This is a genomic window from Pseudoxanthomonas helianthi (genome assembly GCF_017939625.1).
Lineage (GTDB): Bacteria > Pseudomonadota > Gammaproteobacteria > Xanthomonadales > Xanthomonadaceae > Pseudoxanthomonas_A > Pseudoxanthomonas_A helianthi.
Map to the genome: position 1 here is coordinate 1,363,170 of NZ_JAGKTC010000001.1, position 21,524 is coordinate 1,384,693.

Here is a 21,524-nt window from a genome sequence, read left to right on the forward strand (position 1 = left end):
GCCTCATCCAGGCTTGGCGGAGCCTAGCGAGACCAGTATGACTGCGACGGTTGAGCTTAAGCCAATAAGAAGGGCTATGCCTGCAATCAAGTACGCAGAAATCTTTCGAAGCCAGCCTTGAGAAGGTCGGGCGCCGCGGAAGCAAAGAACAGAGCCAGGAAACATCACCAAGCCAACAAGACTGGAGTAGAAGAAGGTGGTGAATCCATCTAGCTGGGGTATGGCTCCACGGCCCAACGCGATCATTGCGCCAAGCGTTGCAATGCAAAGCATATATCCGATTGCGAGAGTCTTGCTCATGAGGCCTAACTAACGTTTATGCGGCTCATTCGCCGCCATAACCGATATTAGCCGTCATTTACGGCGCTGCATCGCAGCACATTCGTTTGCGTTTTCCACGCCAACCCTGCGCTAAGCTGTGGACCCAACCACCCGCGAGCCCGCCATGCGCGAACTGATCCTGCTGCGTCACGCCCACGCCGAACCGATCGCGCCCGGGCAGGCCGACCTCGACCGGCCGTTGTCGCAGACCGGCTTGGCCGAAGCCGAGGCCGCCGGGCGCTGGCTCGCCGAAAACGGACTCGTCCCCGACCGTGTGCTGTGCTCGCCCTCGCGGCGCACCCGCGAAACCCTCGAAGCCGTGCTGGCCGCCATCGGCTACGTCGACCAGCGCCTCGACGAACACATCTACGACGCCACCCCCGGCACCCTCGCCGACATCGCCGACAGCAACCGCGACGCGCAACGGCTGATGATGGTCGGCCACAACCCCGGCTTCGAACGCCTCGCCGCATTGCTGCACAGCGGCCAGTCGGGCGATTACCGCGGCATGCCGCCGGGCGGCATCGCGGTGCTGAGCCTGCCGGCCGAGGCGTCCATCGAGCCGGGCATCGCCCAACTCTCCGCGTTCTGGTGGCCGTAAAGGCAAGCGTCGCTAGAATCGGTCCCGTATGCGAAACCTGATCGGGACGTTACTGCTGTGCGGGGCGATGCTGGGCGCGACGAACGGCGCCCAGGCCGGTACGGTGAGCGGCGAATTGCGCTTCGACATGGAGCGCTCCAACTTCGGTTTCGAACTCAGCACGCGCTGGGGCCAGAAACTGGTGGGCCGCTTCCCGCGCTTCGACGGCAAGGTCGTGGCCCTGGCCGACGGCCGCCAGCAGGTGCAACTGCGCATGTACACCCGCGACGTCGAGATCGTCGGCCATCCCCGCTACAGCGAATGGGCGCGGGGCGACCGCTTCTTCGGCGCGCAGACCTGGCCGGCGGTGGTGTTCGTGTCGCGGCCGTACGATCCGGAAACCATCAAGCGCGGCGGCGCGCTGGCCGGCGAACTGAACATCCGTGGCATCGCCCGGCCGGAGACCCTGACCGTGCAGCCGGCAGCCTGCGAGCGTGCTGGGCTGGATTGCGACGTCGTGGTGATCGGTGCGGTGCGGCGCAGCGACTACGACATGGGCGCGTTCGGCCTGGCGGTCAACGATCGGGTGGTGTTCGTGCTGCGCTCGCGCCTGCGCGAGGCGCCGGCGGAGTCCGTGCCTTGACGGCGCCGCGCTGGTTGCTCGCGACGCTGCTGGCGCTGGCCGGCAGCGGCTGCGTCAGCCTCAGCGATGCGCAGCGCGACAGCGCCGCGCTGATTGCCGACGGTGCGCGTTCGCAGCTGGTCGACTGCACCCGCGACGACGCCTGCGCGCAGCCATCCCCGCTGCGCAAGCTGGGCGACCGCGCGCTGCGCGAATCCACCGCGGAACAGCCGCGCCACTACGCGCTGATCCTCGACCACGGTCGCGATGCGCTGCTGGCGCGCATCGACCTGATCCGCGGCGCGCGGCGCAGCATCGACCTGCAGACCTACATCTTCGATACCGACGACAGCGCGCGGCTGGTGCTGGACGAACTGCTGGCCGCGGCGCGGCGCGGGGTCAAGGTGCGGCTGCTGGTCGACCAGTTGTCGGCGATCGGCGACATCGACATCCTCGGCGCACTGGCCAGCAGCCACCGCAACTTCTCCCTGCGCATCTACAACCCGACCTTCGGCAAGGCCAAGCTGCACTACCTCGACTACGCGGCCAGCGTGCTGTGCTGTTTCCGCCGCTTCAACCAGCGCATGCACACCAAGCTGCTGCTGGTCGACGGCGAAGTCGGCATTTCCGGTGGGCGCAACTACCAGGACGACTATTATGACTGGGACGCCGAATACAACTTCCGCGACCGCGACGTGCTGGTCGCCGGACCGGCCGCCGCGGAGATGCAGCGCAACTTCGACGCTTTCTGGGAGGCGCGGCGCAGCGTGCCGGCCGAACGGCTCAACGACGTCGGCCGCAGGCTGTTGCGCGAAGGCGCGCCGCAGATGCCGGCGGCGCAATTCCGTCGTCCCGCGCGGGTGGAGGAACTGAAGCGCGAAGCCGCAGACACCGAGCTGCAGCGCGCCCGCTTCGCCGACCAGGCCCTACCGGTGGGCGCGGTGCAATACGTCGCCGACCTGCCGCAGAAGCACCGGCGCAAACGTCCGGAACGCAGTGCGGTCGCGGCGCCGGAACTGCGCAACCTGATCGAGGGTGCGCAGAAGGAAGTGTTGCTGCAGACGCCGTACCTGGTGTTCTCCAAGCAGGCCCAGCAGATGTTCCTCGACCTGCGCGCGCGTCCGTCGCCGCCGCGCGTGGTGGTATCGACCAGCAGCCTGGCCGCCAGCGACAACCCGATCGTCTATTCGCTGGCCTTCAAGTACAAGCGCCGCTACCTGCGCGATTTCGGTTTCCAGATCTTCGAACTGAAGCCGTTCCCCGAGGATGCGCCGATCGACTACGCCGCGCTGTTGCGCTCGGAAGCGCCGCCGCTGGCGCTGGAAGAGGAAGCCGCGACGGCTGCCGAAGGCAAGGTGCAGCGCGAACTGCTGCGCGGGGAAACCCGCCCGTCGTTCTTCGGCAGCAAGGCGGCCAACCGGCCGATCCGGCTGAAGCGCGCCGGCATCCGCATCGGCCTGCACGCCAAGTCGCTGGTGGTGGACGAACGCGTCGGCGTTATCGGCACCGACAACTTCGATCCGCGCTCGGACAACTACAACACCGAGGCAGTGGTGATCGTCGAGGATGCGGGTTTCGCCAGGGCGCTGGCCGCGAGCATCCGTCGCGACATCGAGCCGGAGAATTCGTGGACCATCGGCCCGCGCGAGAAGCCGCCGTTGTTCTCCGGGTTGAATTACAGCCTGGACAAGATCTCCAGCGCGCTGCCGCTGTTCGACCTGTGGCCGTGGCGTTATTCGACCAATTACGAATTCGTGCCCGGCCCCGATTGCCCGGCGCCGCTGCCGACCAACGATCCGAACTTCGCCAGGTGCTATCGCGACGTCGGCGACTTCCCCGAGGTCAAGATCGGCCCGAAGCGGCTGTACGTGCGCATCCTGACCGCGTTCGGCGCGGGCCTGGTGCCGATCCTCTGATTCCGACGGAACTTCCCATGGCCTTCCTCAAACCCATCGACATCGCCGAAGCCAATGCCGTGCGCCAGGACACCCTGATCGAACACCTCGGCATCGTGATCACCGAGGCGGGCGACGACTGGCTGCGCGCGACCATGCCGGTGGACGCGCGGACCAAGCAGCCGTTCGGGCTGTTGCACGGCGGCGCTTCGGTGGTGCTGGCCGAAACCCTGGGCAGCATGGCCGGCGGCTACTGCGTCGACGCTGCCACGCAGATGGTGGTAGGCCTGGAAATCAACGCCAACCACCTGCGCGCGGTGCGCGAAGGCACGGTCACCGGCACCGCCCGCGCGCTGCATGTCGGCCGCAGCACCCAGGTCTGGGAAATCCGCATTGAGGACGAGGCCGGCAGGCCGGTCTGCGTCTCGCGGCTGACGCTCGCCGTGGTGCCGCGCCGCTGAACCCGCCGCGGCCGACTGGTGGTGCAATGGTTCCATTCGCTGCAGTCCAGTAGTCGAACTCCAGTCGCCTCCGGTATCGTGCGCGGATGACTTCCCCCTCCCCCGCCACCGGCGGCCTTGGGCGCGCGCTCCGTTACCTGATCCGGGTGCCGCTGCTGCTGGTCCACGTCCTCGTCCTGCTGCCCCTGACCCTGCTGTGCATGGTGCCGCTGTGGTCGGGCCTGCCGTGGGGCGCGGAACGGCTGGAACACCGGGCGATCCGCGCCTGGTCGGCCGGGTTGATGCGCATCTTCGGTTTCCGCTTGCATCGTGTCGGCACGCCGCTGCCGGGCGCGGCGATGTTCGTCGCCAACCACGTCAGCTGGGTCGACATCGAGGTCATGCACAGCCAGCGCATGATGGGTTTCGTGGCCAAGCAGGAGATCCGCGGCTGGCCGGTGGTCGGCTGGCTGACCGCGCGCGGCGAGACCATCTTCCACCAGCGCGGCAGCACCGAATCGCTGGGCGGGGTGATGCAGGCGATGATCGAACGCCTGCGCGAAGGCCGCGCGGTCGGCGTGTTCCCCGAAGGCGGCACCCGTGACGGTCGCGAACTCGGCCCGTTTCATGCGCGCATCTTCCTGCCGGCGGTGGAAGCGCAGGTGCCGGTGCAGCCGGTCGCGCTGCGCTACGGCCCGCACGGCGACGCCCAGCACGTGGTCGCGTTCGCGCCGCGCGAAAGCTTCTTCGCCAACTTCGTGCGCCTGCTCGGCGAACCGTCGCGGAAGACGGCGGTGTGCTTCCTGCAGCCGATCCTGCCGGGCGAGGCCGAAGGCCGCCGGCAGATCGCCGAACTGGCGCGCAGCCGCATAGCGGCGGCGATGCAGGGCGATTGATGCCCCCTCCCTTTCGCCGGAGGCGAAGGGGAGGGTTGGGGAGGGGTGCTTTTGCTGTTGTTTTTTGATTTGCAAACCAAGCGAAGGCAAGATCAAAGGCAACCCCTCCCCAACCCTCCCCTGCGCGTTGCGCAAGGGAGGGGGCAGATTCCTTCATGTTGACCGCCGCCGACTACCGGCCGCCCAAATGGCTGCGCAATCCGCACCTGCAATCGGTGCTCAGTTCCAGCACCCTGCGCCAGCGCCGCGGCCTGCGCCGGCTGAAGCAGATCGGCGCCGTATCGACCGAGCACATCTTCGACGGCGGCGACGGCGTACGCCTGCTCGGCTGGCACAGCACCCTGCGCGGCCGCGAGCCGCGCGGACTGGCCTTGCTGTTGCACGGCTGGGAAGGCAGCACCGAGTCCAGCTACATGCGCCTGACCGCGGCGGAATTGCTCGAGGCCGGCTTCGACGTGGTGCGGCTGAACTTCCGCGACCATGGCGGCACCCATCACCTCAACGAAGAGATCTTCCATTCCAACCGCCTCGACGAGGTGGTCAACGCCGCGTGCGACGTGGCCCGGCGTTTCCCGTCGTCGCGCTTCGTCGCCGCCGGCTACTCGCTGGGCGGCAACTTCGCCCTGCGCTTGGCCCTGCGCGCGCCGCTGGCGGGCCTGCCGCTGGCGCGGGTCGCGGCGGTGTGCCCGCTGCTCGACCCGGCCTCGGCGATGATGGGCATGGAGAACGGATTGCCGCTGTACCACTGGTATTTCCAGCGCAAGTGGCGGCGCTCGCTGGAGCGCAAGCGCGAGCTGTTCCCCGAGCGCCACAACTACGACGACGCGACATTGGCGTTGAGCGTGCGCGCGCTGACCGAATGGATGGTGGAACGCCATACCGACTTCCACACCATCGACGACTACTTCGAGGGCTACAGCATCGCCGGCGAACGTCTCGCCAACCTGACCGTGCCGGCCGACGTGCTGATGTCGCGCGACGATCCGGTGATTCCCTATGGGGATTTCCTGCGCTGGCATCCCTCGCCGCTCGTCCGCCGGGAAATCACTCGCTTCGGCGGGCATTGCGGCTTCATCGAGAACGCCGCATGCGACGGTTTCGGCGAAAAATGGGTGGCGCAAAGGCTGGCCCAGGCCTGACCCGCGCGACGTAGAATCCGCGGATCGCCACGCGGAGAAGAGCATGCGCATCCACAGCGACAGCTTCGAACACCGCCAGCCGATCCCCGCGGAATTCGCGATGGGCCAACCGGACGGCTTCGCCCCGAACCGCAATCCGCACCTGGCCTGGGACGACGTGCCCGAAGGCACGCGTTCGTTCGCGTTGCTGTGCATCGATCCGGACGCGCCGACGGTGCCGGAAACGGTCGGGCGCGAGGACATGGACATCCCGGTCGAACAGCCGCGCGGTGACTTCGTGCACTGGGCCGTGGTCGACATTCCCGCTGACGTGCGTGAAATTCCCGCCGGCAGCTGCGGCGACGGCATCGTCGCCAAGGGCAAGCGCCGGCCGCCGGGGCTCGCCGGCGCAAGGCAGGGCTTGAACGATTACACCGGCTGGTTCGCCGGCGACGCCGAGATGGGCGGCGACTACTTCGGCTACGACGGTCCCTACCCGCCTTTCAATGATTTGCGCACCCATCGTTACTTCTTCCGCCTGTTCGCACTGGACGTGGCGAAACTCGACGTGCCTGATCGTTTTACCGCCGCTGCCGCGCTGCGCGCGATGCATGGCCACGTGCTCGCGGAGGCGCTGGTTTACGGCACTTATTCGCTGCATGCCGACCAGGGGAAAGCCGGATGAGCGAGGCTGACAATCCCTATCAGGCGTCCCATGCGGCACTGGTCGACAACACGGTCTTGTGGGACGTGGACGCGGCCAGCAAGTGGCGGCGGTTCTTCAACTGGCTGATCGATCGGCTGGTGATCTACGGCCTGGTGTTTGCGGGCATGGTGGCGGCCGCACTCGTCTTTGGCGACCGGGTGCTGGCCTGGGCCGAGAACATCGACACGTTGACCGATTTCGCAATCACCTATGCGACGACCTTCCTCTACTACACCTTCTTCGAGGGCCTGTTCGGTTTCAGTGTCGGCAAGTTGATCACCAACACGCGGGTCGTCGACGAACGAGGCAATCGCCTGTCGTTCGGTCGCGCGGCGCTGCGCAGCCTTTGTCGCTTGATTCCGTTCGATGCCGTGTCGTTGCTGTTGAGCGATGACGACGTGCGTCGCGCCTGGCACGACTCGCTGGCGAAAAGCTACGTGATCGTGCGCGGCTCGGTGGCGAAGCCGCGCGCGTCGCTGTCCGCGCAGTTCGCCGACGGCCCGCTGGGTTCGACGGACAGACCCGCACCGGCAGCGGCTGAAGCATCGCTGCCGGGTTGAGACCGCCCTACTTCTTCACGGTTTCCGATTCGACCACCATGTCCAGCACGTAGGCCTGGTTGGGCGCGTCGGCCGGCGGATTGGCGATCTTGAAGCGCTTCACCCGCAGCACGTTGCGGACGCCGGGTTCGTGCTTGTAGCCCTCGATATCGGCATAGAAGTTCTGGAACTCGCCCGGCGCGCCGACCTTCAGGCCCTTGTCGTCGTACTGCAGCTCGCGCACCTGCAGGCACTGCTTGTCCGGAATCAGCGGATGGCTGCAGGGCTTGGTTTCGGCGGCGACTTCGAGGAAGGCCTTCTCGCCGGGGCCGCCGTAACGCATTTCCGCGGTCGGCTCGCCCTTGAACACCAGCACGTCGCCGGTCGCGGTGGTCAGCTTCAGCGTCGCGGCGTCCGGCGTTTCCGCGGTCAGCGCGCCTTCGAAACGCTTGCCGACTTCCTGGTCCAGCGCCGCCAGATTCGGATCGACGCAGGCCATCATCGTCGAGGCGAAACGGCCGAACTTCAGCTGGTTGCCTTCGACGGCGTAGCCGCCGCCCATGCGGTTGCAGGTATTGCTCACGGAAACGCGCCCGTCGGCGAAATCCAGCTGCACCGGTGCATCGGCGCGCACCAGCAAGGCGTCGAGCGCCCTGCCCTGCGCGTCGTGCGCCTCGGCCAGCTTCCAGTGGTTCGCGGCCAGCGTCTTCGCGTCGATGGCGGTCGCGGTGGAAACCATGGGCGGGGTCGTCGCCTGGGCGGGCTGTTCGCCCTGCGGCGGTGCGGAGCAAGCGGCCAGGGCCAGCGGAAGGACGAGCGGCAGCAGACGTTTCATCGGGTTCTCCTTGATGGGGTCGTGGTCCAGAACGTGCGGGTCGATGCAACGGGGTGATCGTACGCCCTTCGCGTTCAGCCGCCGGCCGGTACCAGCAACAGCAGGGCCACGCCGAACACCAGGCGATAGATAGCGAACGCGGTGAAACGATGGCTCTGGATGTAGCGCAGCAACCACTTCACCGCAATGAAGGCGGTGACGGCGCTGGCGACGAAAGCGACCAGGAAGGCGCTCCAGTCCTCGTTCGTGGCCTGCCCGGTCTGTTCGGAAGCATGCATCAGCACGTCGACCAGTTCGTAGCCGGTGGCGGCGAACATGGTCGGAATGCCGATGAGGAAAGCGAACTCGGTCGCCGCGGCGCGGCTGGTGGTTCCGAACAGCAAGGCGGCGAAGATCGTCGCCGCGCTGCGCGAGGTGCCGGGGAACACGCCGGCCACGACCTGGGCCAGGCCGACCAGCACCGCCACCGTCCACGAAATCGCGGTGCGTTCGCCTTCGCGCGCGGCCTTCTTCGCCGCGAAGTGCTCGGCCGCGACCATCCAGAACGCGCCGAGGATCAGCGCCCAGGCGATCGGCCGCACCGTGTCGGGCAATTGCCAGCCGAGTTTCTTCACCAGCAGCCCGCCGATCGCGGTCACCGCGAACGCGGCGAGCAGCTTGAAGGCGTAGGCGCGCGACTGCGCCGGGGTGGAGGTGATGCCCAGCGGATCGTAGATCGCCGGTGCGTCGTGGCCGAAGAAGGCCGACAGCATGCCCCACAGGCGACGCCGGTAGATCAGCACCACGGCCAGGATCGCCCCCGCCTGGATGCCGATGTTGAACAGGTCGCTGCGGTGGCCGAGCCAGCGTTCCGCGATCAGCAGGTGGCCGGTGCTGGAAATCGGCAGGAACTCGGTGATGCCTTCGATGATGCCCAGCAGCAGGGCCTGGATCAGGTCGGTCATGGGATAGGGAAGCGGGGGCACGGCGGGAGGGGAACGCGAAGGGTACCGTTTCGGGCGTTGCGGAACGAGATTGCACCAAATCGAGGCGTATACAAACCTAAATCACCAAAATAGTGCAAATTGGTCCCAACCGCACTGCACCAATCGATGAAAATCAATGGGTTACAAGGGGTTTGAGTTGGCACAGCCCTTGCGATAAGCCGGTCACCCACATTCCCAAAACCCGAGGTTTCCGATGTCTCTCGACAAAGTCGAAAAGCTGATCAAGGACAACAAGGCGGAGTTCGTCGATCTCCGCTTCGTCGACATGCGCGGCGTGCAGCAGCACGTCACCTTCCCGGTCAGCATCGTCGAGGCCAGCCTGTTCGAGGAAGGCAAGATGTTCGACGGCAGTTCGATCGCCGGCTGGAAGGGCATCAACGAATCCGACATGGTCCTGCTGCCGGACGCCGACACCGCCTACCTGGATCCGTTCTACGCCGACCCGACCATCAACCTGACCTGCGACATCCTCGACCCGGCGACGATGCAGGGCTACTCGCGCGACCCGCGCGGCGTGGCCAAGCGCGCCGAGGCCTACCTGAAGTCCAGCGGCATCGCCGACCAGGCGTTCTTCGGCCCGGAACCCGAGTTCTTCATCTTCGACAGCGTGCGTTTCGCCAACGAGATGGGCAACACCTTCTTCAAGATCGATTCGGAAGAAGCGGCCTGGAACACCGGCGCCAAGTACGACGGCGGCAACAGCGGCTACCGTCCCGGCGTGAAGGGCGGCTACTTCCCGGTGCCGCCGGTCGATTCGCTGCACGACCTGCGCGCCGAGATGGTCAAGACCCTGGAACTGGTCGGCATCGAGACCGAAGTGCACCACCATGAAGTGGCGACCGCCGGCCAGTGCGAGATCGGCACCAAGTTCAGCTCGCTGGTGAAGAAGGCCGACGAGCTGCTGACGATGAAGTACATCATTAAGAACATCGCCTTCCGCAACGGCAAGACCGCGACCTTCATGCCCAAGCCGATCGTCGGCGACAACGGCAGCGGCATGCACGTGCACCAGTCGCTGGCCAAGGGCGGGCAGAACCTGTTCAGCGGCGACGGCTACGGCGGCCTGTCGCAGCTGGCGCTGTGGTACATCGGCGGCATCTTCAAGCACGCCAAGGCGATCAACGCGTTCGCCAACAGCGGCACCAACAGCTACAAGCGCCTGGTGCCGGGCTTCGAGGCGCCGGTGATGCTGGCGTACTCGGCGCGCAACCGTTCGGCGTCGTGCCGCATTCCGTGGGTGTCCAACCCGAAGGCGCGCCGCATCGAGATCCGCTTCCCCGATCCGCTGCAGTCCGGCTACCTGACCTTCACCGCGCTGATGATGGCTGGCCTGGACGGCATCAAGAACCAGATCGACCCGGGCGCACCGTCGGACAAGGATCTGTACGACCTGCCGCCTGAAGAAGAGAAGCTGATCCCGCAGGTCTGCTCCAGCCTCGACCAGGCGCTGGAAGCGCTCGACGGCGATCGCGACTTCCTCAAGGCCGGCGGCGTGTTCAGCGACGACCTGATCGACGGCTACATCGACCTGAAGATGCAGGAAGTGACCAAGTTCCGCGCGGCCACGCATCCGCTGGAGTACCAGCTGTACTACGCGAACTGATGGAAAACGGCATGCCGGTCGTTGCGGCTTCGGAACGACCGGTACGCCAGCGACACAACGCGAATTGATTCAAGCCGCGATGCGCCGCGAGGCGCATCGGGGGCGAGCAGGCTGACCCTCGCTCTGCTCCCTCCCCGGCGAGTGCGTCAGGGGGCCGGCAGGGCGGATCGACGGATCCGCCCTCCGGCACCTTCTCGAAGGGAGAGGCAGGCGAGCCGCATGCGGCGGTTCCGCAGACCGCAACACCAGGCACGAGGAAACGAACGCGATCTTCGATCGCCGCGGGCAGGGCGCGAGAGGTTCCTGCATCGCACGGGCACACGCCCAATGACCGGGGAGGGCACCGCTTATGAGGAGCCTGAGTCATGTCGTCCATCCAATCGATCCATCGCATCCGCATCGCCACGGCAGCGCTCGCGCTCGCCGCGTCTTCCATCGCCCAAGCCGGCACCAGCGGTAGCGCGTCGCTGACCAGCGACTACGTGTTCCGCGGCGTGTCGCAGACCAACGGCGACCCCGCCTTGCAGGGCGGCATCGAATACGCCCACGACAGCGGTTTCTACGCCGGCGTCTGGGGCAGCAACATCAGCTGGCTGTCCGACATCCCGGGCGACATTTCCAGCAGCCTGGAGCTGGACGGCTATCTCGGCTACCGCGGCAAGGTCAACGACGTGCTCTCGTACGACGTCGGCGCGCTGACCTATTACTACCCGGGCGACTTCCCCGATGGCTTCAGCCGGGCCGACACCACCGAGATCTACGCCGGTGCGACCGTGACGCCCGTGGAGAACCTTTCCCTCGGCCTGAAGTACTCCTACGCCGTCACCGAACTGTTCGGCTACGTCGGCTCGGAAGGCAGCGGCTACCTCGACGGCTCGGCGAACTGGACCTTCTCGCCCGGCTGGACGCTCAACGCCCATTACGGCAAGCAGTGGATCGAAGACAACAAGGACTTCGAATACAGCGACTGGAAGCTGGGCGTGACCAAGGCCTTCGACAACGGCTTCTCGATCGCCGCGGCCTACACCGGCACCGACGCCGACGACGCGCTCTACACCAATGCGTTCGGCAACAAGATCGCCGACGACACCGTCGCCCTGACCCTGACCAAGGCGTTCTGAACGCATCCCGCAGTCCCACCACGGAGCGAAGCACGATGAAACTCATCACCGCCATCATCCGCCCGTTCAAGCTCGACGAGGTGAGGGAAGCCCTCTCCGAAATCGGCGTGTCGGGCATCACCGTCACCGAAGTGAAAGGCTTCGGACGGCAGAAGGGCCACACCGAGCTGTATCGCGGCGCGGAGTACGTCGTCGATTTCCTGCCCAAGATCAAGATCGAAACCGTGGTCGCGGACGAGCGGCTGGACGCGATCGTCGAAGCGGTCCAGCAGGCCGCCGGCACCGGCAAGATCGGCGACGGCAAGATCTTCGTCACGCCCATCGACCAGGTCATCCGCATCCGCACCGGCGAAGTCGGCGCGGACGCACTGTGATCCCCACTCGGAGAACCCCATGAAGACCCGTTCTTTCTCCGGGTGGAAGACCCGGATGCAGACCCTGGCCCTGGCCGCGCTGTGCGGCTTGAGCCTGGTCGGTTTCGCCAGCGTCGCCAGTGCGGCGCAGGAAGCGGCCGCGCCGGCCGCCACCGAAGCGGCGGCACCGACACCCGAAGCCGCGCCATCGGCCGCACCCGCCACGACCGAAGCCACGCCGGCGGAAGCCGCTGCGACGGCGCCGGCCGAAGCGGCTGCGCCCGCCGCCGCGGAAGCCCCACCCGCGCCCGCACCCACCGTCAGCAAACCGGACAACGTCTGGGTGCTGGTGTCGGCGGCGCTGGTGATCTTCATGACCTTGCCCGGACTGGCGCTGTTCTACGGCGGCCTGGTCCGCAGCAAGAACGTGTTGTCGATCCTGATCCAGAACCTGGTCGTGTTCGCGCTGGTCGCGGTGCTGTGGGCGCTGTACGGCTACAGCTTCGCCTTCACCGAAGGCAACGCCTTCATCGGCGGCACCGACCGGCTGTTCGCGGCGGGGCTGACTTCCGCCGGCATCGGCGCGACCTTCACCAAGGGCGTGTACATCAGCGAACTGACCTTCTTCGTGTTCCAGGGCGCGTTCGCCTGCATCACCTGCGCGCTGATCGTGGGCGCGTTCGCCGAACGCATCAAGTTCGCCGGCTTGTTGCTGTTCACCGTGCTGTGGTTCACCTTCGCCTACCTGCCGATGGCGCACATGGTCTGGTTCTTCCCGGGCCCGGATGCGTTCACCGGCGCCGACGCGGTGGATGGCGTGCTGGCGAAGTCGGGCTTCCTGTTCGCCAAGGGCGCGCTGGATTTCGCCGGCGGTACGGTGGTGCACATCAACGCGGCCATCGCGGGCCTGGTCGGCGCGTTCGTGATCGGCAAGCGCACCGGCTACGGGCGCGAGGCGATCAAGCCGCACAACCTGACCCTGACCATGGTCGGCGCGTCGATCCTGTGGGTCGGCTGGTTCGGCTTCAACGCCGGATCGGCGCTGGAAGGCAGCGGCACCGCCTCGCTGGCCTTCGTCAACACCTTCCTGGCCACGGCCGCGGCGGTGCTGGCGTGGACCTTCGTCGAGTGGATCTTCAAGGGCAAGCCCTCGCTGCTGGGCGCGGTGTCCGGCGCGGTCGCCGGCCTGGTCGCGATCACCCCGGCCGCCGGCTTCGTCGGCCTGAACGGCGCACTGGCCATCGGCGCCATTGCCGGCGTGCTGTGCCTATGGGGCGTGACCGGCCTGAAGCGCCTGCTCGGCGCCGACGACAGCCTTGATGTGTTCGGCGTGCACGGCGTCGGCGGCATCACCGGTGCGATCCTGACCGGCGTGTTCGCTTCGCCGAAGCTCGGCGGCGCCGGCATCTGGGATTACGTCACCGAAACCGCGCTGACCGACTACTCGATCGGCACGCAGGTGTGGATCCAGGTGCAGGGCGTGCTGACCACCCTGGTGCTGTCGGGCGTGGTGGCGCTGGTTTCGTACCTGATCGTGAAGTACACGGTCGGCCTGCGCGTCTCGATCGACGAGGAGCGCGAAGGCCTCGACATCGCCTCGCACGGCGAATCGGCCTACGAGGCCTGAGGCTTGCCCGGGGGCGGCCTTGCACTAAACTGGTGCAATGTCGTCCCCGGACTTCCCCATGACGCAGGAGCCCGGCCCCGGCGCGCTGAACACGCCGGTGGCCTGGACCGATGCCGACGGCCTGCTGGCCGGCGCCAATCCCGCTTTCGCCCGCTGGCTGGGCGTCAGCGTCAGGCGCCTGCTCGGCCAGCCCTTGGCGGCCTTGGAAATGGACGGCGACGCCTTGCAACGTTTTTTCCGCAATACCGAACACGACGTCCTGCGCCTGCACCGGCTGGCGCTGGGCGTGCCCGGCGAGGCGCCGCGCTTCGCCGAGGGCTGGCTGTCGCGGCGCGAGGAGGGCGGCTGGCTGCTCGAAGCGCACCCGGTCGACGAATTCCCCGCGGCCGACCCGGCCCAGGCCCTGCCCGGGGCCCTGTCCGCGGCGCTGAAGGGACTGGCCCACGAACTGCGCAATCCGCTGGCCGGGCTGAAGGGCGCGGCGCAATTGCTGGCGCGGCGCGCGCAGCAACGCGACGACCGCGAGGACGAGCGCGAGCTGATCGGCCTGATCGAATCCGAGATCGAGCGCCTCAACGACCTGCTCGAGCAACTGTTGTCGCCCACGCCGCAGCGCCCGCACGCGGCCCTGAACATCCACGCCGTGCTCGAGCGCGTGCTGCGCCTGGCCGAAACCGAAGGCGGCTGGTCGGTGCGCCTGCAGCGCGACTACGACCCCAGCCTGCCGGAGTTGCCGGGCGACGCCGACCGCCTGGTGCAGGCGGTGTGGAACCTGGTGCGCAACGCGATCCAGGCCGGCGCCGGCAGCGTGACCCTGCGCACCCGGGTCGAACACGGCCTGCGCATCCACGACCAGCCGCATGCGATGGGGTTGCGCGTGGAGATCATCGACGACGGCCGCGGCGTGCCGCAGGAACTGGCCGAGCACCTGTTCCTGCCGTTGGTCAGCGGTCGCGCCGAAGGCAGCGGCCTCGGCCTGGCGCTGGCGCAGCAGGTCGCGCGCGAGCACGCCGGCTCGCTGCAATACCGTTCGCGCCCCGGCCATACCGTCTTCACCCTGCTGTTGCCGATCCGCGCGGAGGCCGAGCATGTCCACTGAATCCCGCGACGATGCGCAACGCATCTGGGTGGTCGACGACGACCGTTCGGTGCGCTTCGTGCTCGCCACCGCGCTGCGCGACGCCGGCTATGCGGTCGATGGCTTCGACAGCGCGGCGACCGCGTTGCGGGCGCTGGAATCGCGCGGCGTGCCGGACCTGTTGTTCACCGACTTGCGCATGCCCGGCGACGATGGCCTGGCCTTGTTGGACAAGCTGAAGGCCGCCCATCCACAACTGCCGGTGATCGTGATGTCGGCGTACACCGACGTGGCCAGCACCGCCGGTGCGTTCCGCGGTGGCGCGCACGAGTTCCTGTCCAAGCCGTTCGACCTCGACGACGCGGTGGCGCTGGCGGTGCGCGCGCTGCCGGAAGAGGGTACGCACGTGGCGGACGAAGCGCCGGTGCCCGTGCCCGATGCCGGGCATACCGAGCTGATCGGCGAAACCCCGGCGATGCAGGCGCTGTTCCGTGCCATCGGCCGCCTGGCCCAGGCGCCGTTGTCGGTGCTGATCACCGGTGAAACCGGCACCGGCAAGGAACTGGTCGCGCACGCGCTGCATCGCGAATCGCCGCGCGCGCACAAGCCCTTCGTCGCGTTGAACACCGCGGCGATCCCGGCCGAATTGCTGGAAAGCGAACTGTTCGGCCACGAAGCAGGTGCGTTCACCGGCGCGCAGAAACGCCACATCGGCCGTTTCGAACAGGCCGATGGCGGCACGCTGTTCCTCGACGAAATCGGCGACATGCCGTTGTCGCTGCAAACGCGATTGCTGCGCGTGCTGGCCGAAGGCGAGTTCTTCCGTGTCGGCGGACGCGAACTGATCCGCGTCGATGTGCGGGTGATCGCCGCGACCCACCAGCCGCTCGATGCGCTGGTCGCGCAGGGCCGTTTCCGCGCCGACCTGCTGCATCGCCTCGATGTGGTGCGCCTGCAGTTGCCGCCGCTGCGCGAACGCCGCGCCGATGTGCCGCGGCTGGCCGACAATTTCCTCGCCATCGCTTCGCGCAAGCTGGATGCCCCGGCCAAGCGCTTCTCCGCGCCCGCGTTGCAGGCGCTGCGCGACTACGCGTGGCCGGGCAACGTGCGCGAACTGGAAAACGTCTGTTGGCGGCTCGCTGCACTGGCGCCGGGCGAGACCATCACCGTCGCCGACCTCGAAGGCGCATTCGACCACGCCGCCGCCGCGCCCGTGCAACCGCAGGAATGGGACATCGCGCTGTCGGCCTGGGCCAGCGCGCAACTGGGCCAAGGCGCCGAAGGCCTGCATGCGCAGGCGCGCGAGCGTTTCGACCGCGCGCTGCTCGAGGCCGCATTGCGGTTCACCGGCGGCCGCCGCGCCGAAGCCGCGGAACGCCTCGGCGTGGGCCGCAACACCGTGACCCGCAAGCTGGGACCGGGGCGCAAGCGGCGCTGATCCGCGCAAACAGCATCGTCCATTCGCGGCCTCGTAGAGCCGAGCATGCTCGGCTGCCGTTGCCATTGTCTTTGCTTATGCTGTCGTAGAAGCCGGGCTCGTTCCGGCTTGCTTTTTTGCTCTTTCCGCCGAAGATCAAAAGGGTGCCGGGACAAGCCGGGCACCTACCAGAGCAAGGGCAATCAAGCAGAAGCAAGAGCAGCCGAGCATGCTCGGCTCTACAAGGGATAAGCGGAACGCGATCCCTCCATGGCCGGCTTCATCGACGGTCAACGCCAATCGGCGTAAATTCGCGTTCCCAGTTCCAGGAGCACGACCATGCGCAGCTTCCGCCTGCTTGTTGCCAGCACCCTCGCCACCGCGATCCTCGCCGCCTGTTCGGCGCCGGAAACCCGCACCCAGCAGGAAGCTCCCGCAGCCGGCACCAGCACCGCGAAGGAAGCGGTCGCGAACCTCGCCGCGGCTTCGGCCAGCCTGGTCAGCGGCAAGCTGACCTTCATGCCGATGGCCGGCGGCGTGCACATCACCGGCACCATCGGCGGACTCGCGCCGGGCAGCACGCACGCGTTCCATGTGCACGAGAAGGGCGACTGCAGCGCGGTGGATGCCAGCAGCGCCGGCCCGCATTTCAATCCCGCGGCCGCGCCGCACGGACGCAGCAGTTCCGCTCCGAACCAGCACCACGCCGGTGACATGGACAACGTGGTCGCCGACCGCGATGGCGTGGTCCAGGTCAACGTGCACCTGGCCGGCGTTACCCTCGGTGGCGGTGCGGCCAACGACATCGCCAACCGCGCGATCGTCGTGCACGCCTCGCCCGACGATTACACCAGCCAGCCGGCCGGCAACGCCGGCGCGCGCGTGGCCTGCGGCGTGATCAAGGTGACCAAGTAGGGCAGGGCATGGCCTCGCGGGCCAAGGGCAAGCGTTTCGAGGTCGGCGACCACGTCGGCTGGAATTCCGAAGCCGGTCGCGTCAGCGGCACGATCGTCAAGGTCCACGTACGCGACGTGGACTGGAAGGGCTATACCCACCACGCCAGCACGGACGAGCCGCAATACGAGATCAAGAGCGACAAGACCGATCACGTGGCGCTGCACAAGGGGTCGGCGTTGACGAAGCTTTCGCATTGAATCTCATATTCGTCATCCCGGCGAAAGCCGGGACCCAGCTCTTCGTAATGCGCGGAAAGGCTGAATCCCGGTTTTCGCCGGGATAACGATGTCAGAGCAAAGAACCCTGCTTCGGCGGATAAATGATCGATGTGCCCTCGACCTGCGCGAACGGCGTGAGCGCATGCATCCGCCAGTCTCTCGCGGATAGAATCTCGACCACCGGCACGCCACGCACACCCAGCGCATCGGCTACCAGCGAACGATGGCAGCGCCACGGCACCGCTTCGGCGCACATGATCGCGGTGCGCGATTGCCGGCCCATCACGATCAGGTTTTCCACCGCTTCGCGGAATGCGTCTGTCTGCATGTAGTCGGCGTATCCGCGGAAGCTCTTGTTGCGCCATCCGGCGTTGGGCGAATCCTTGCGCGGATGCCGCAAACCGCCGAGCGCGGGCATGTGCAGGTAGCCGATGCCGTTCGCTGCCAGGCTGGCGGCCAGCGCGTCACTCATGTACTGCGGGTTGTGGCGCGAAGCGGGGATGGTACGGACATCGACGAGCCGCTGGATGCCGTAGGTCTGCAGCAATGCGATGAAGTCCTCGATCGCCAGCGTCGAATGGCCCAGCGTGAAGATCGTGCCGTCGGGCCAGTGGGTTTCTTGCGGAGGAGTGCGGGTGTTCAAGAGCGGATCTGCTTGCCGACCTGCCGCCTTGAGCTTTGCAGCCGGCTTGGGCAGCGGTTCCAGTTGAGCGATGTCAGGTACGACGGTACAGCAGCATCCGGCACGAATCAAAAGCGGGTTGCGGGACAGCCTGGCGCCAAGCGGCCGTGGTCGGGAACGCCGCGATCATGAACGATTCCAGCTGATCGAACCCCGGCCGGCCCTCACAGATCGATATGCGCTGACCACCGGACAGAAATTCAAGGGACGCCTCATCGGTGACGGGCGCCTTGCCTCTCCATATCTCGGAGATGTTCTGCCATGGAAAGAAGACTTCACCCGCGGTGAAGCCAAAAGGGGTCGCGCGGAGTGGAGGAAGTTCCGACCTACGCTGCAGTCGGTCCATCAGGCTTGAGATTGTTCCCACGTGCACCTGGCTGACTTTGTTATCGACGACTCCGTCGTCCTGACGTTGATCGGTCGGACGTTGCGGATTGGATCCGCCGTGCGTCGGCCTACAGTCCCGCGATCCATCCGCAAAACCGCGTCCACGCTGGCACGTCGGGCAACACCACGAACGCGATCTGCTGCAACACCGTCAACCCCAGCAACAATGCGTAAGGCGCGCGAACGCGGCCTTCGCTGCGCACGTCGTGCAGGAGCATCGCCGCCAACAGGAATCCGGTGACGAAATACGCGGAATGCAGCGCCATTTCGAATGAGGTGATCGCCGGGATGTTCATGCCCAGCGCACGGGTCAGCGCGGGCGGCAGCACCAGCAGCGCGGTCGAGGCCATGTAGCGCGCGTGCAGCGGGGTTTCTCGCCGATGGCGCAAGGCCAGGCTGTAGGCGATGGCGAACCAGGCCAGCGAAGTCAGATCGAGGAAGGCCAGCCGCACGCCGAAGGCCTGCGCGAACGGACTGGGGTGGGCCAGCATGTCCTGCACCAGGAACAGCCCGGTCACCACGAACAGCGGCGCCAGCAGCAGCGAGGTGCGGCCGAGCGCGCGATGCACGGTGAAGTTGCGCCGGCGCATCAGCCAGGCCTGGGTCACCAGCAACAGCACCCAGGCGAACGCGGTTGCCGCATGGGCGTGGCGAATGCCGTTGTTGTCGGCCAGCCGGGTGAAGTAGGTGCCCCAGAAGCCGATCAGGGCGGTACCCAGCACCAGCAGGAACCAGAAGGCGGCGCGTGGATACAGCGGGCGTGTGCGGGCGTGCATCGGGTTCCCCGGATTCCGAGCAATGCTCCGGAGAACGCGACGGTCGCTGCCGGCCGGCCAATCAGCAGAGCGAATCGGGTCCGTCGCTGCCGCCGCAATGCACGAACTGCACCGGGATGTCGTGCGCGCCGAGCACCGCGGCGTACTGGCGCTGGCGCGCCTGGAACAGCTGGAAGCCGCGTTCCAGCACCGCGCGGTCGTCCGTGCCCGGCGCGTAGCGGCGGCGCCACGCGTCCGGGTCGAACAGGGCGATGCGCACTTCGCCGTCGGCGTAGCGCAGCAGCGGTTCGGGCGGCGCGTCCAGCCATTGCTCCGCGTCGGGCTGCAGCAACGCGGTTTCGATCAACGGCCACAGCGCTTCGAGGCCCTGATGCTGGTATTGCATCGCGGTTATCGCCGCCAGATCGTGCACGGTCAGGTAGCGGATGTGCTCGGTCGGCACGGCGAAGGCCTGCTGGGCGAGCAGAGCGGTGTCGGCCGCGGCCATGCCGCGTTCCAGCAGCACCGCTTCGAACTGTTCGCCGACCGTGCGCGCGATGTCGGCGTCGCCGCGCAGCAGGAAAGGCAGCACCCGCAGCGAACCGCCGCGCAGGTCGGGGTCGGCCTGCAGCGGCTGCGGCACCGCGCCGTCCGCGTCGGCGCCGAAGGCGATGATGCGTGGGCCTTCGGCGGCACCCGGCGCGCGCTGGGCGAGTTCCTGCAGGCGGCGGTGCAGCGGCCAGCCGGGGCGCAGCGCCTCGGCCGGGTCGAAATGCGCGGCGGCCACGACCAGGTCCAGCTCGCGGGCCTGCGGCGCGTGTTCGGCCAGGTCGCGGGCCAGCTTCTGGGCCAGCTCGCCGGCCGTGGCGGGATCCAGCGCGGCACGCGCCGGCGCCTGCCCGCCCTGCAATTCGATGGCCATCAGGCCACGCACTTCGACGGCGCCTTCACTTCGGTTCATCGTTCCTGACCGATTGGAATGGTTGCTCCAAACCCGGAGCGTTAGACTGCGCATTAGACCAAACTCGGCCGTATGGCCGCATCCCCAGCCCCGAGGTTAAGCATGACCGCAGCCCGTCCCGTCGCCATCCTCGGCGGCGTCCGCATTCCCTTCTGCCGCCAGAACACGGCCTACGCGGACGTGGGCAACCTGGGCATGTCGGTGCGGACGCTGGGCGCGCTGGTCGAGAAGTTCGGCCTGCACGGCCAGCAGCTCGGCGAAGTGGCAATGGGCGCGGTGATCAAGCATTCGTCCGACTGGAACCTGGGCCGCGAAGCCGCGCTGTCCTCCGGCCTGTCGCCGCTGACCCCGGGCATCACCCTGCAGCGCGCCTGCGGCACCAGCCTGGACACGCTGATCTACATCGGCAACAAGATCGCGCTGGGCCAGATCGAGGCCGGCATCGGCGGGGGTTCCGACACCACGTCCGACGTGCCGATCGTCTATGGCAAGAAGCTGCGCGCGCGCCTGCTGGCCGCCAACCGGGCCAAGACCACCGGCGACAAGATCAAGGCGCTGACCCGCGGCTTCAAGTTCTCCGAACTGAAGCCCGAGTTCCCGGGCGTGGCCGAGCCGCGCACCGGCAAGAGCATGGGCGAACACTGCGAGGACATGGCCAAGGAATGGAACATCAGCCGCGAGGACCAGGACGCCCTGGCGGTGGCTTCGCACAAGAAGCTGGCCGCGGCGTACGAGCGCGGTTTCTTCTCCGACCTGGTGGTGCCGTTCCGCGGCGTGGATCGCGACAACAACCTGCGTCCCGACACGTCGGTCGAGAAGCTGGCCACGTTGAAGCCGGCTTTCGACAAGACTTCCGGCCGCGGCACGCTGACCGCCGGCAATTCGACGCCGCTGACCGACGGCGCCTCGGCCGCACTGCTGGCCAGCGACGAATGGGCGCGCGCGCATGGCCACGAGCCGCTGGCCTACCTGCGCGATTCGCAGGTGGCGGCGGTCGATTTCGTCCACGGCGAAGGCTTGCTGATGGCGCCGACCGTGGCGGTGGCTGAGTTGCTGAAGCGCAACAACCTGACGCTGCAGGATTTCGACATCTACGAAATCCACGAAGCCTTCGCCGCACAGGTGTTGTGTACGCTGCGCGCGTGGGAAAGCGCTGACTACTGCAGGAACCGCCTCGGGCTGGACGCGCCGCTGGGCAGCATCGACCCGGCAAAGATGAATCCGCTGGGCTCGTCGCTGGCTGCCGGCCATCCGTTCGCCGCGACCGGCGCGCGCATCGTCGCCACGGTGGCGAAGGAGTTGAAGGAACGTGGTGGCGGTCGGGCGCTGGTGTCGATCTGTACCGCGGGCGGGATGGGTGTGGTGGCGATCGTCGAGCGTTGATTCTTTGCTCGTCATTCCCACGAAGGCGGGAATCCAGCGACTTT

At 67.2% G+C, this 21,524-nt stretch carries 23 protein-coding genes; 17 read left to right on the top strand and 6 right to left on the bottom strand.

All coding sequences use genetic code 11. The features are described 5' to 3' along the window. Nucleotides 1–445: 445 nt before the first annotated feature. The 8 genes from J5837_RS06250 (at nt 446) to J5837_RS06285 (ending at nt 7,138) form a co-directional block, all read left to right on the top strand. Nucleotides 446–922, top strand: a complete 477-nt coding sequence (locus J5837_RS06250) for a SixA phosphatase family protein (RefSeq protein WP_210535826.1) — start codon at nt 446–448, stop codon at nt 920–922. Nucleotides 923–950: 28 nt separating this feature from the next. Next, nucleotides 951–1,544, top strand: a complete 594-nt coding sequence (locus J5837_RS06255) for a YceI family protein (protein ID WP_244755667.1) — start codon at nt 951–953, stop codon at nt 1,542–1,544. Then, a complete protein-coding gene (locus tag J5837_RS06260) occupies nt 1,541–3,439 on the top strand; it encodes a phospholipase D family protein (RefSeq protein WP_244755669.1) in 1,899 nt (632 codons plus the stop codon). The genes J5837_RS06255 and J5837_RS06260 overlap by 4 nt, the downstream gene beginning before the upstream one ends. Nucleotides 3,440–3,456: 17 nt before the next feature. Then, nucleotides 3,457–3,879, top strand: coding sequence for a hotdog fold thioesterase (locus J5837_RS06265; protein WP_210535827.1), 423 nt, complete (start codon nt 3,457–3,459; stop codon nt 3,877–3,879). Nucleotides 3,880–3,965: 86 nt separating this feature from the next. Beyond that, on the top strand, nt 3,966–4,754 hold the full coding sequence (locus tag J5837_RS06270) for a lysophospholipid acyltransferase family protein (protein ID WP_210535828.1): 789 nt from the start codon (nt 3,966–3,968) through the stop codon (nt 4,752–4,754). A 158-nt stretch (nt 4,755–4,912) separates the two neighbouring features. Beyond that, on the top strand, nt 4,913–5,893 hold the full coding sequence (locus tag J5837_RS06275) for a YheT family hydrolase (protein ID WP_210536166.1): 981 nt from the start codon (nt 4,913–4,915) through the stop codon (nt 5,891–5,893). Nucleotides 5,894–5,936: 43 nt separating this feature from the next. Next, nucleotides 5,937–6,557 (top strand): YbhB/YbcL family Raf kinase inhibitor-like protein, encoded by a 621-nt coding sequence (locus J5837_RS06280; protein ID WP_210535829.1) that lies wholly within the window; start codon nt 5,937–5,939, stop codon nt 6,555–6,557. Continuing rightward, nucleotides 6,554–7,138, top strand: coding sequence for an RDD family protein (locus J5837_RS06285; protein WP_210535830.1), 585 nt, complete (start codon nt 6,554–6,556; stop codon nt 7,136–7,138). Before J5837_RS06280 ends, J5837_RS06285 begins: the two co-directional genes overlap by 4 nt. 7 nt (nt 7,139–7,145) lie before the next feature. Here J5837_RS06285 and J5837_RS06290 read toward each other — a convergent pair whose 3' ends face one another. Continuing rightward, the gene (locus J5837_RS06290; protein ID WP_210535831.1) at nt 7,146–7,952 is read right to left on the bottom strand and encodes an META and DUF4377 domain-containing protein; all 807 of its coding nucleotides are present in this window, start codon (nt 7,950–7,952) and stop codon (nt 7,146–7,148) included. 74 nt (nt 7,953–8,026) lie between these two features. After that, nucleotides 8,027–8,896 carry an undecaprenyl-diphosphate phosphatase gene (locus J5837_RS06295; protein WP_210535832.1) on the bottom strand — a complete coding sequence of 290 codons (870 nt, stop codon included), beginning with the start codon at nt 8,894–8,896 and terminating at the stop codon, nt 8,027–8,029. Between the two features lie 235 nt (nt 8,897–9,131). Here J5837_RS06295 and glnA point away from each other — a divergent pair, with 235 nt between their 5' ends. The 8 genes from glnA (at nt 9,132) to J5837_RS06335 (ending at nt 17,291) form a co-directional block, all read left to right on the top strand. Then, a complete protein-coding gene (gene glnA, locus J5837_RS06300) occupies nt 9,132–10,541 on the top strand; it encodes a type I glutamate--ammonia ligase (protein WP_210535833.1) in 1,410 nt (469 codons plus the stop codon). A gap of 365 nt (nt 10,542–10,906) precedes the next feature. Then, nucleotides 10,907–11,662 carry a TorF family putative porin gene (locus tag J5837_RS06305; protein WP_210535834.1) on the top strand — a complete coding sequence of 252 codons (756 nt, stop codon included), beginning with the start codon at nt 10,907–10,909 and terminating at the stop codon, nt 11,660–11,662. Nucleotides 11,663–11,697: 35 nt separating this feature from the next. Then, nucleotides 11,698–12,036, top strand: a complete 339-nt coding sequence (locus J5837_RS06310) for a P-II family nitrogen regulator (RefSeq protein WP_210535835.1) — start codon at nt 11,698–11,700, stop codon at nt 12,034–12,036. A gap of 19 nt (nt 12,037–12,055) precedes the next feature. Beyond that, on the top strand, nt 12,056–13,642 hold the full coding sequence (locus J5837_RS06315; RefSeq protein WP_210535836.1) for an ammonium transporter: 1,587 nt from the start codon (nt 12,056–12,058) through the stop codon (nt 13,640–13,642). Between the two features lie 37 nt (nt 13,643–13,679). Further along, the gene (locus J5837_RS06320; RefSeq protein WP_425504819.1) at nt 13,680–14,741 is read left to right on the top strand and encodes a two-component system sensor histidine kinase NtrB; all 1,062 of its coding nucleotides are present in this window, start codon (nt 13,680–13,682) and stop codon (nt 14,739–14,741) included. After that, nucleotides 14,731–16,158, top strand: coding sequence for a nitrogen regulation protein NR(I) (ntrC, locus tag J5837_RS06325; RefSeq protein ID WP_210535838.1), 1,428 nt, complete (start codon nt 14,731–14,733; stop codon nt 16,156–16,158). The genes J5837_RS06320 and ntrC overlap by 11 nt, the downstream gene beginning before the upstream one ends. A 318-nt stretch (nt 16,159–16,476) precedes the next feature. Next, on the top strand, nt 16,477–17,052 hold the full coding sequence (locus J5837_RS06330) for a superoxide dismutase family protein (RefSeq protein WP_210535839.1): 576 nt from the start codon (nt 16,477–16,479) through the stop codon (nt 17,050–17,052). An 8-nt stretch (nt 17,053–17,060) separates the two neighbouring features. After that, nucleotides 17,061–17,291, top strand: a complete 231-nt coding sequence (locus J5837_RS06335; protein WP_210535840.1) for a hypervirulence associated TUDOR domain-containing protein — start codon at nt 17,061–17,063, stop codon at nt 17,289–17,291. Nucleotides 17,292–17,382: 91 nt separating this feature from the next. Here the strand turns inward: J5837_RS06335 and J5837_RS06340 are convergent, their stop codons facing one another. From J5837_RS06340 to J5837_RS06355, 4 genes are all read right to left on the bottom strand, one after another. Continuing rightward, nucleotides 17,383–18,066: a DUF488 domain-containing protein gene (locus J5837_RS06340; protein ID WP_210535841.1), complete on the bottom strand. Its 684-nt coding sequence runs from the start codon at nt 18,064–18,066 to the stop codon at nt 17,383–17,385. Beyond that, entirely contained in the window at nt 18,029–18,340 is a 312-nt protein-coding gene (locus J5837_RS06345; RefSeq protein WP_210535842.1) for a hypothetical protein, read from the bottom strand. The genes J5837_RS06340 and J5837_RS06345 overlap by 38 nt, the downstream gene beginning before the upstream one ends. A gap of 109 nt (nt 18,341–18,449) precedes the next feature. Further along, the gene (locus J5837_RS06350) at nt 18,450–19,157 is read right to left on the bottom strand and encodes a hypothetical protein (RefSeq protein ID WP_210535843.1); all 708 of its coding nucleotides are present in this window, start codon (nt 19,155–19,157) and stop codon (nt 18,450–18,452) included. Between the two features lie 61 nt (nt 19,158–19,218). Beyond that, nucleotides 19,219–20,097, bottom strand: a complete 879-nt coding sequence (locus J5837_RS06355) for a hypothetical protein (RefSeq protein WP_210535844.1) — start codon at nt 20,095–20,097, stop codon at nt 19,219–19,221. A 102-nt stretch (nt 20,098–20,199) separates the two neighbouring features. Between J5837_RS06355 and J5837_RS06360 the strand changes: the two genes are divergently transcribed. Further along, the gene (locus J5837_RS06360) at nt 20,200–21,480 is read left to right on the top strand and encodes an acetyl-CoA C-acetyltransferase (RefSeq protein WP_210535845.1); all 1,281 of its coding nucleotides are present in this window, start codon (nt 20,200–20,202) and stop codon (nt 21,478–21,480) included. Nucleotides 21,481–21,524 lie beyond the last annotated feature (44 nt).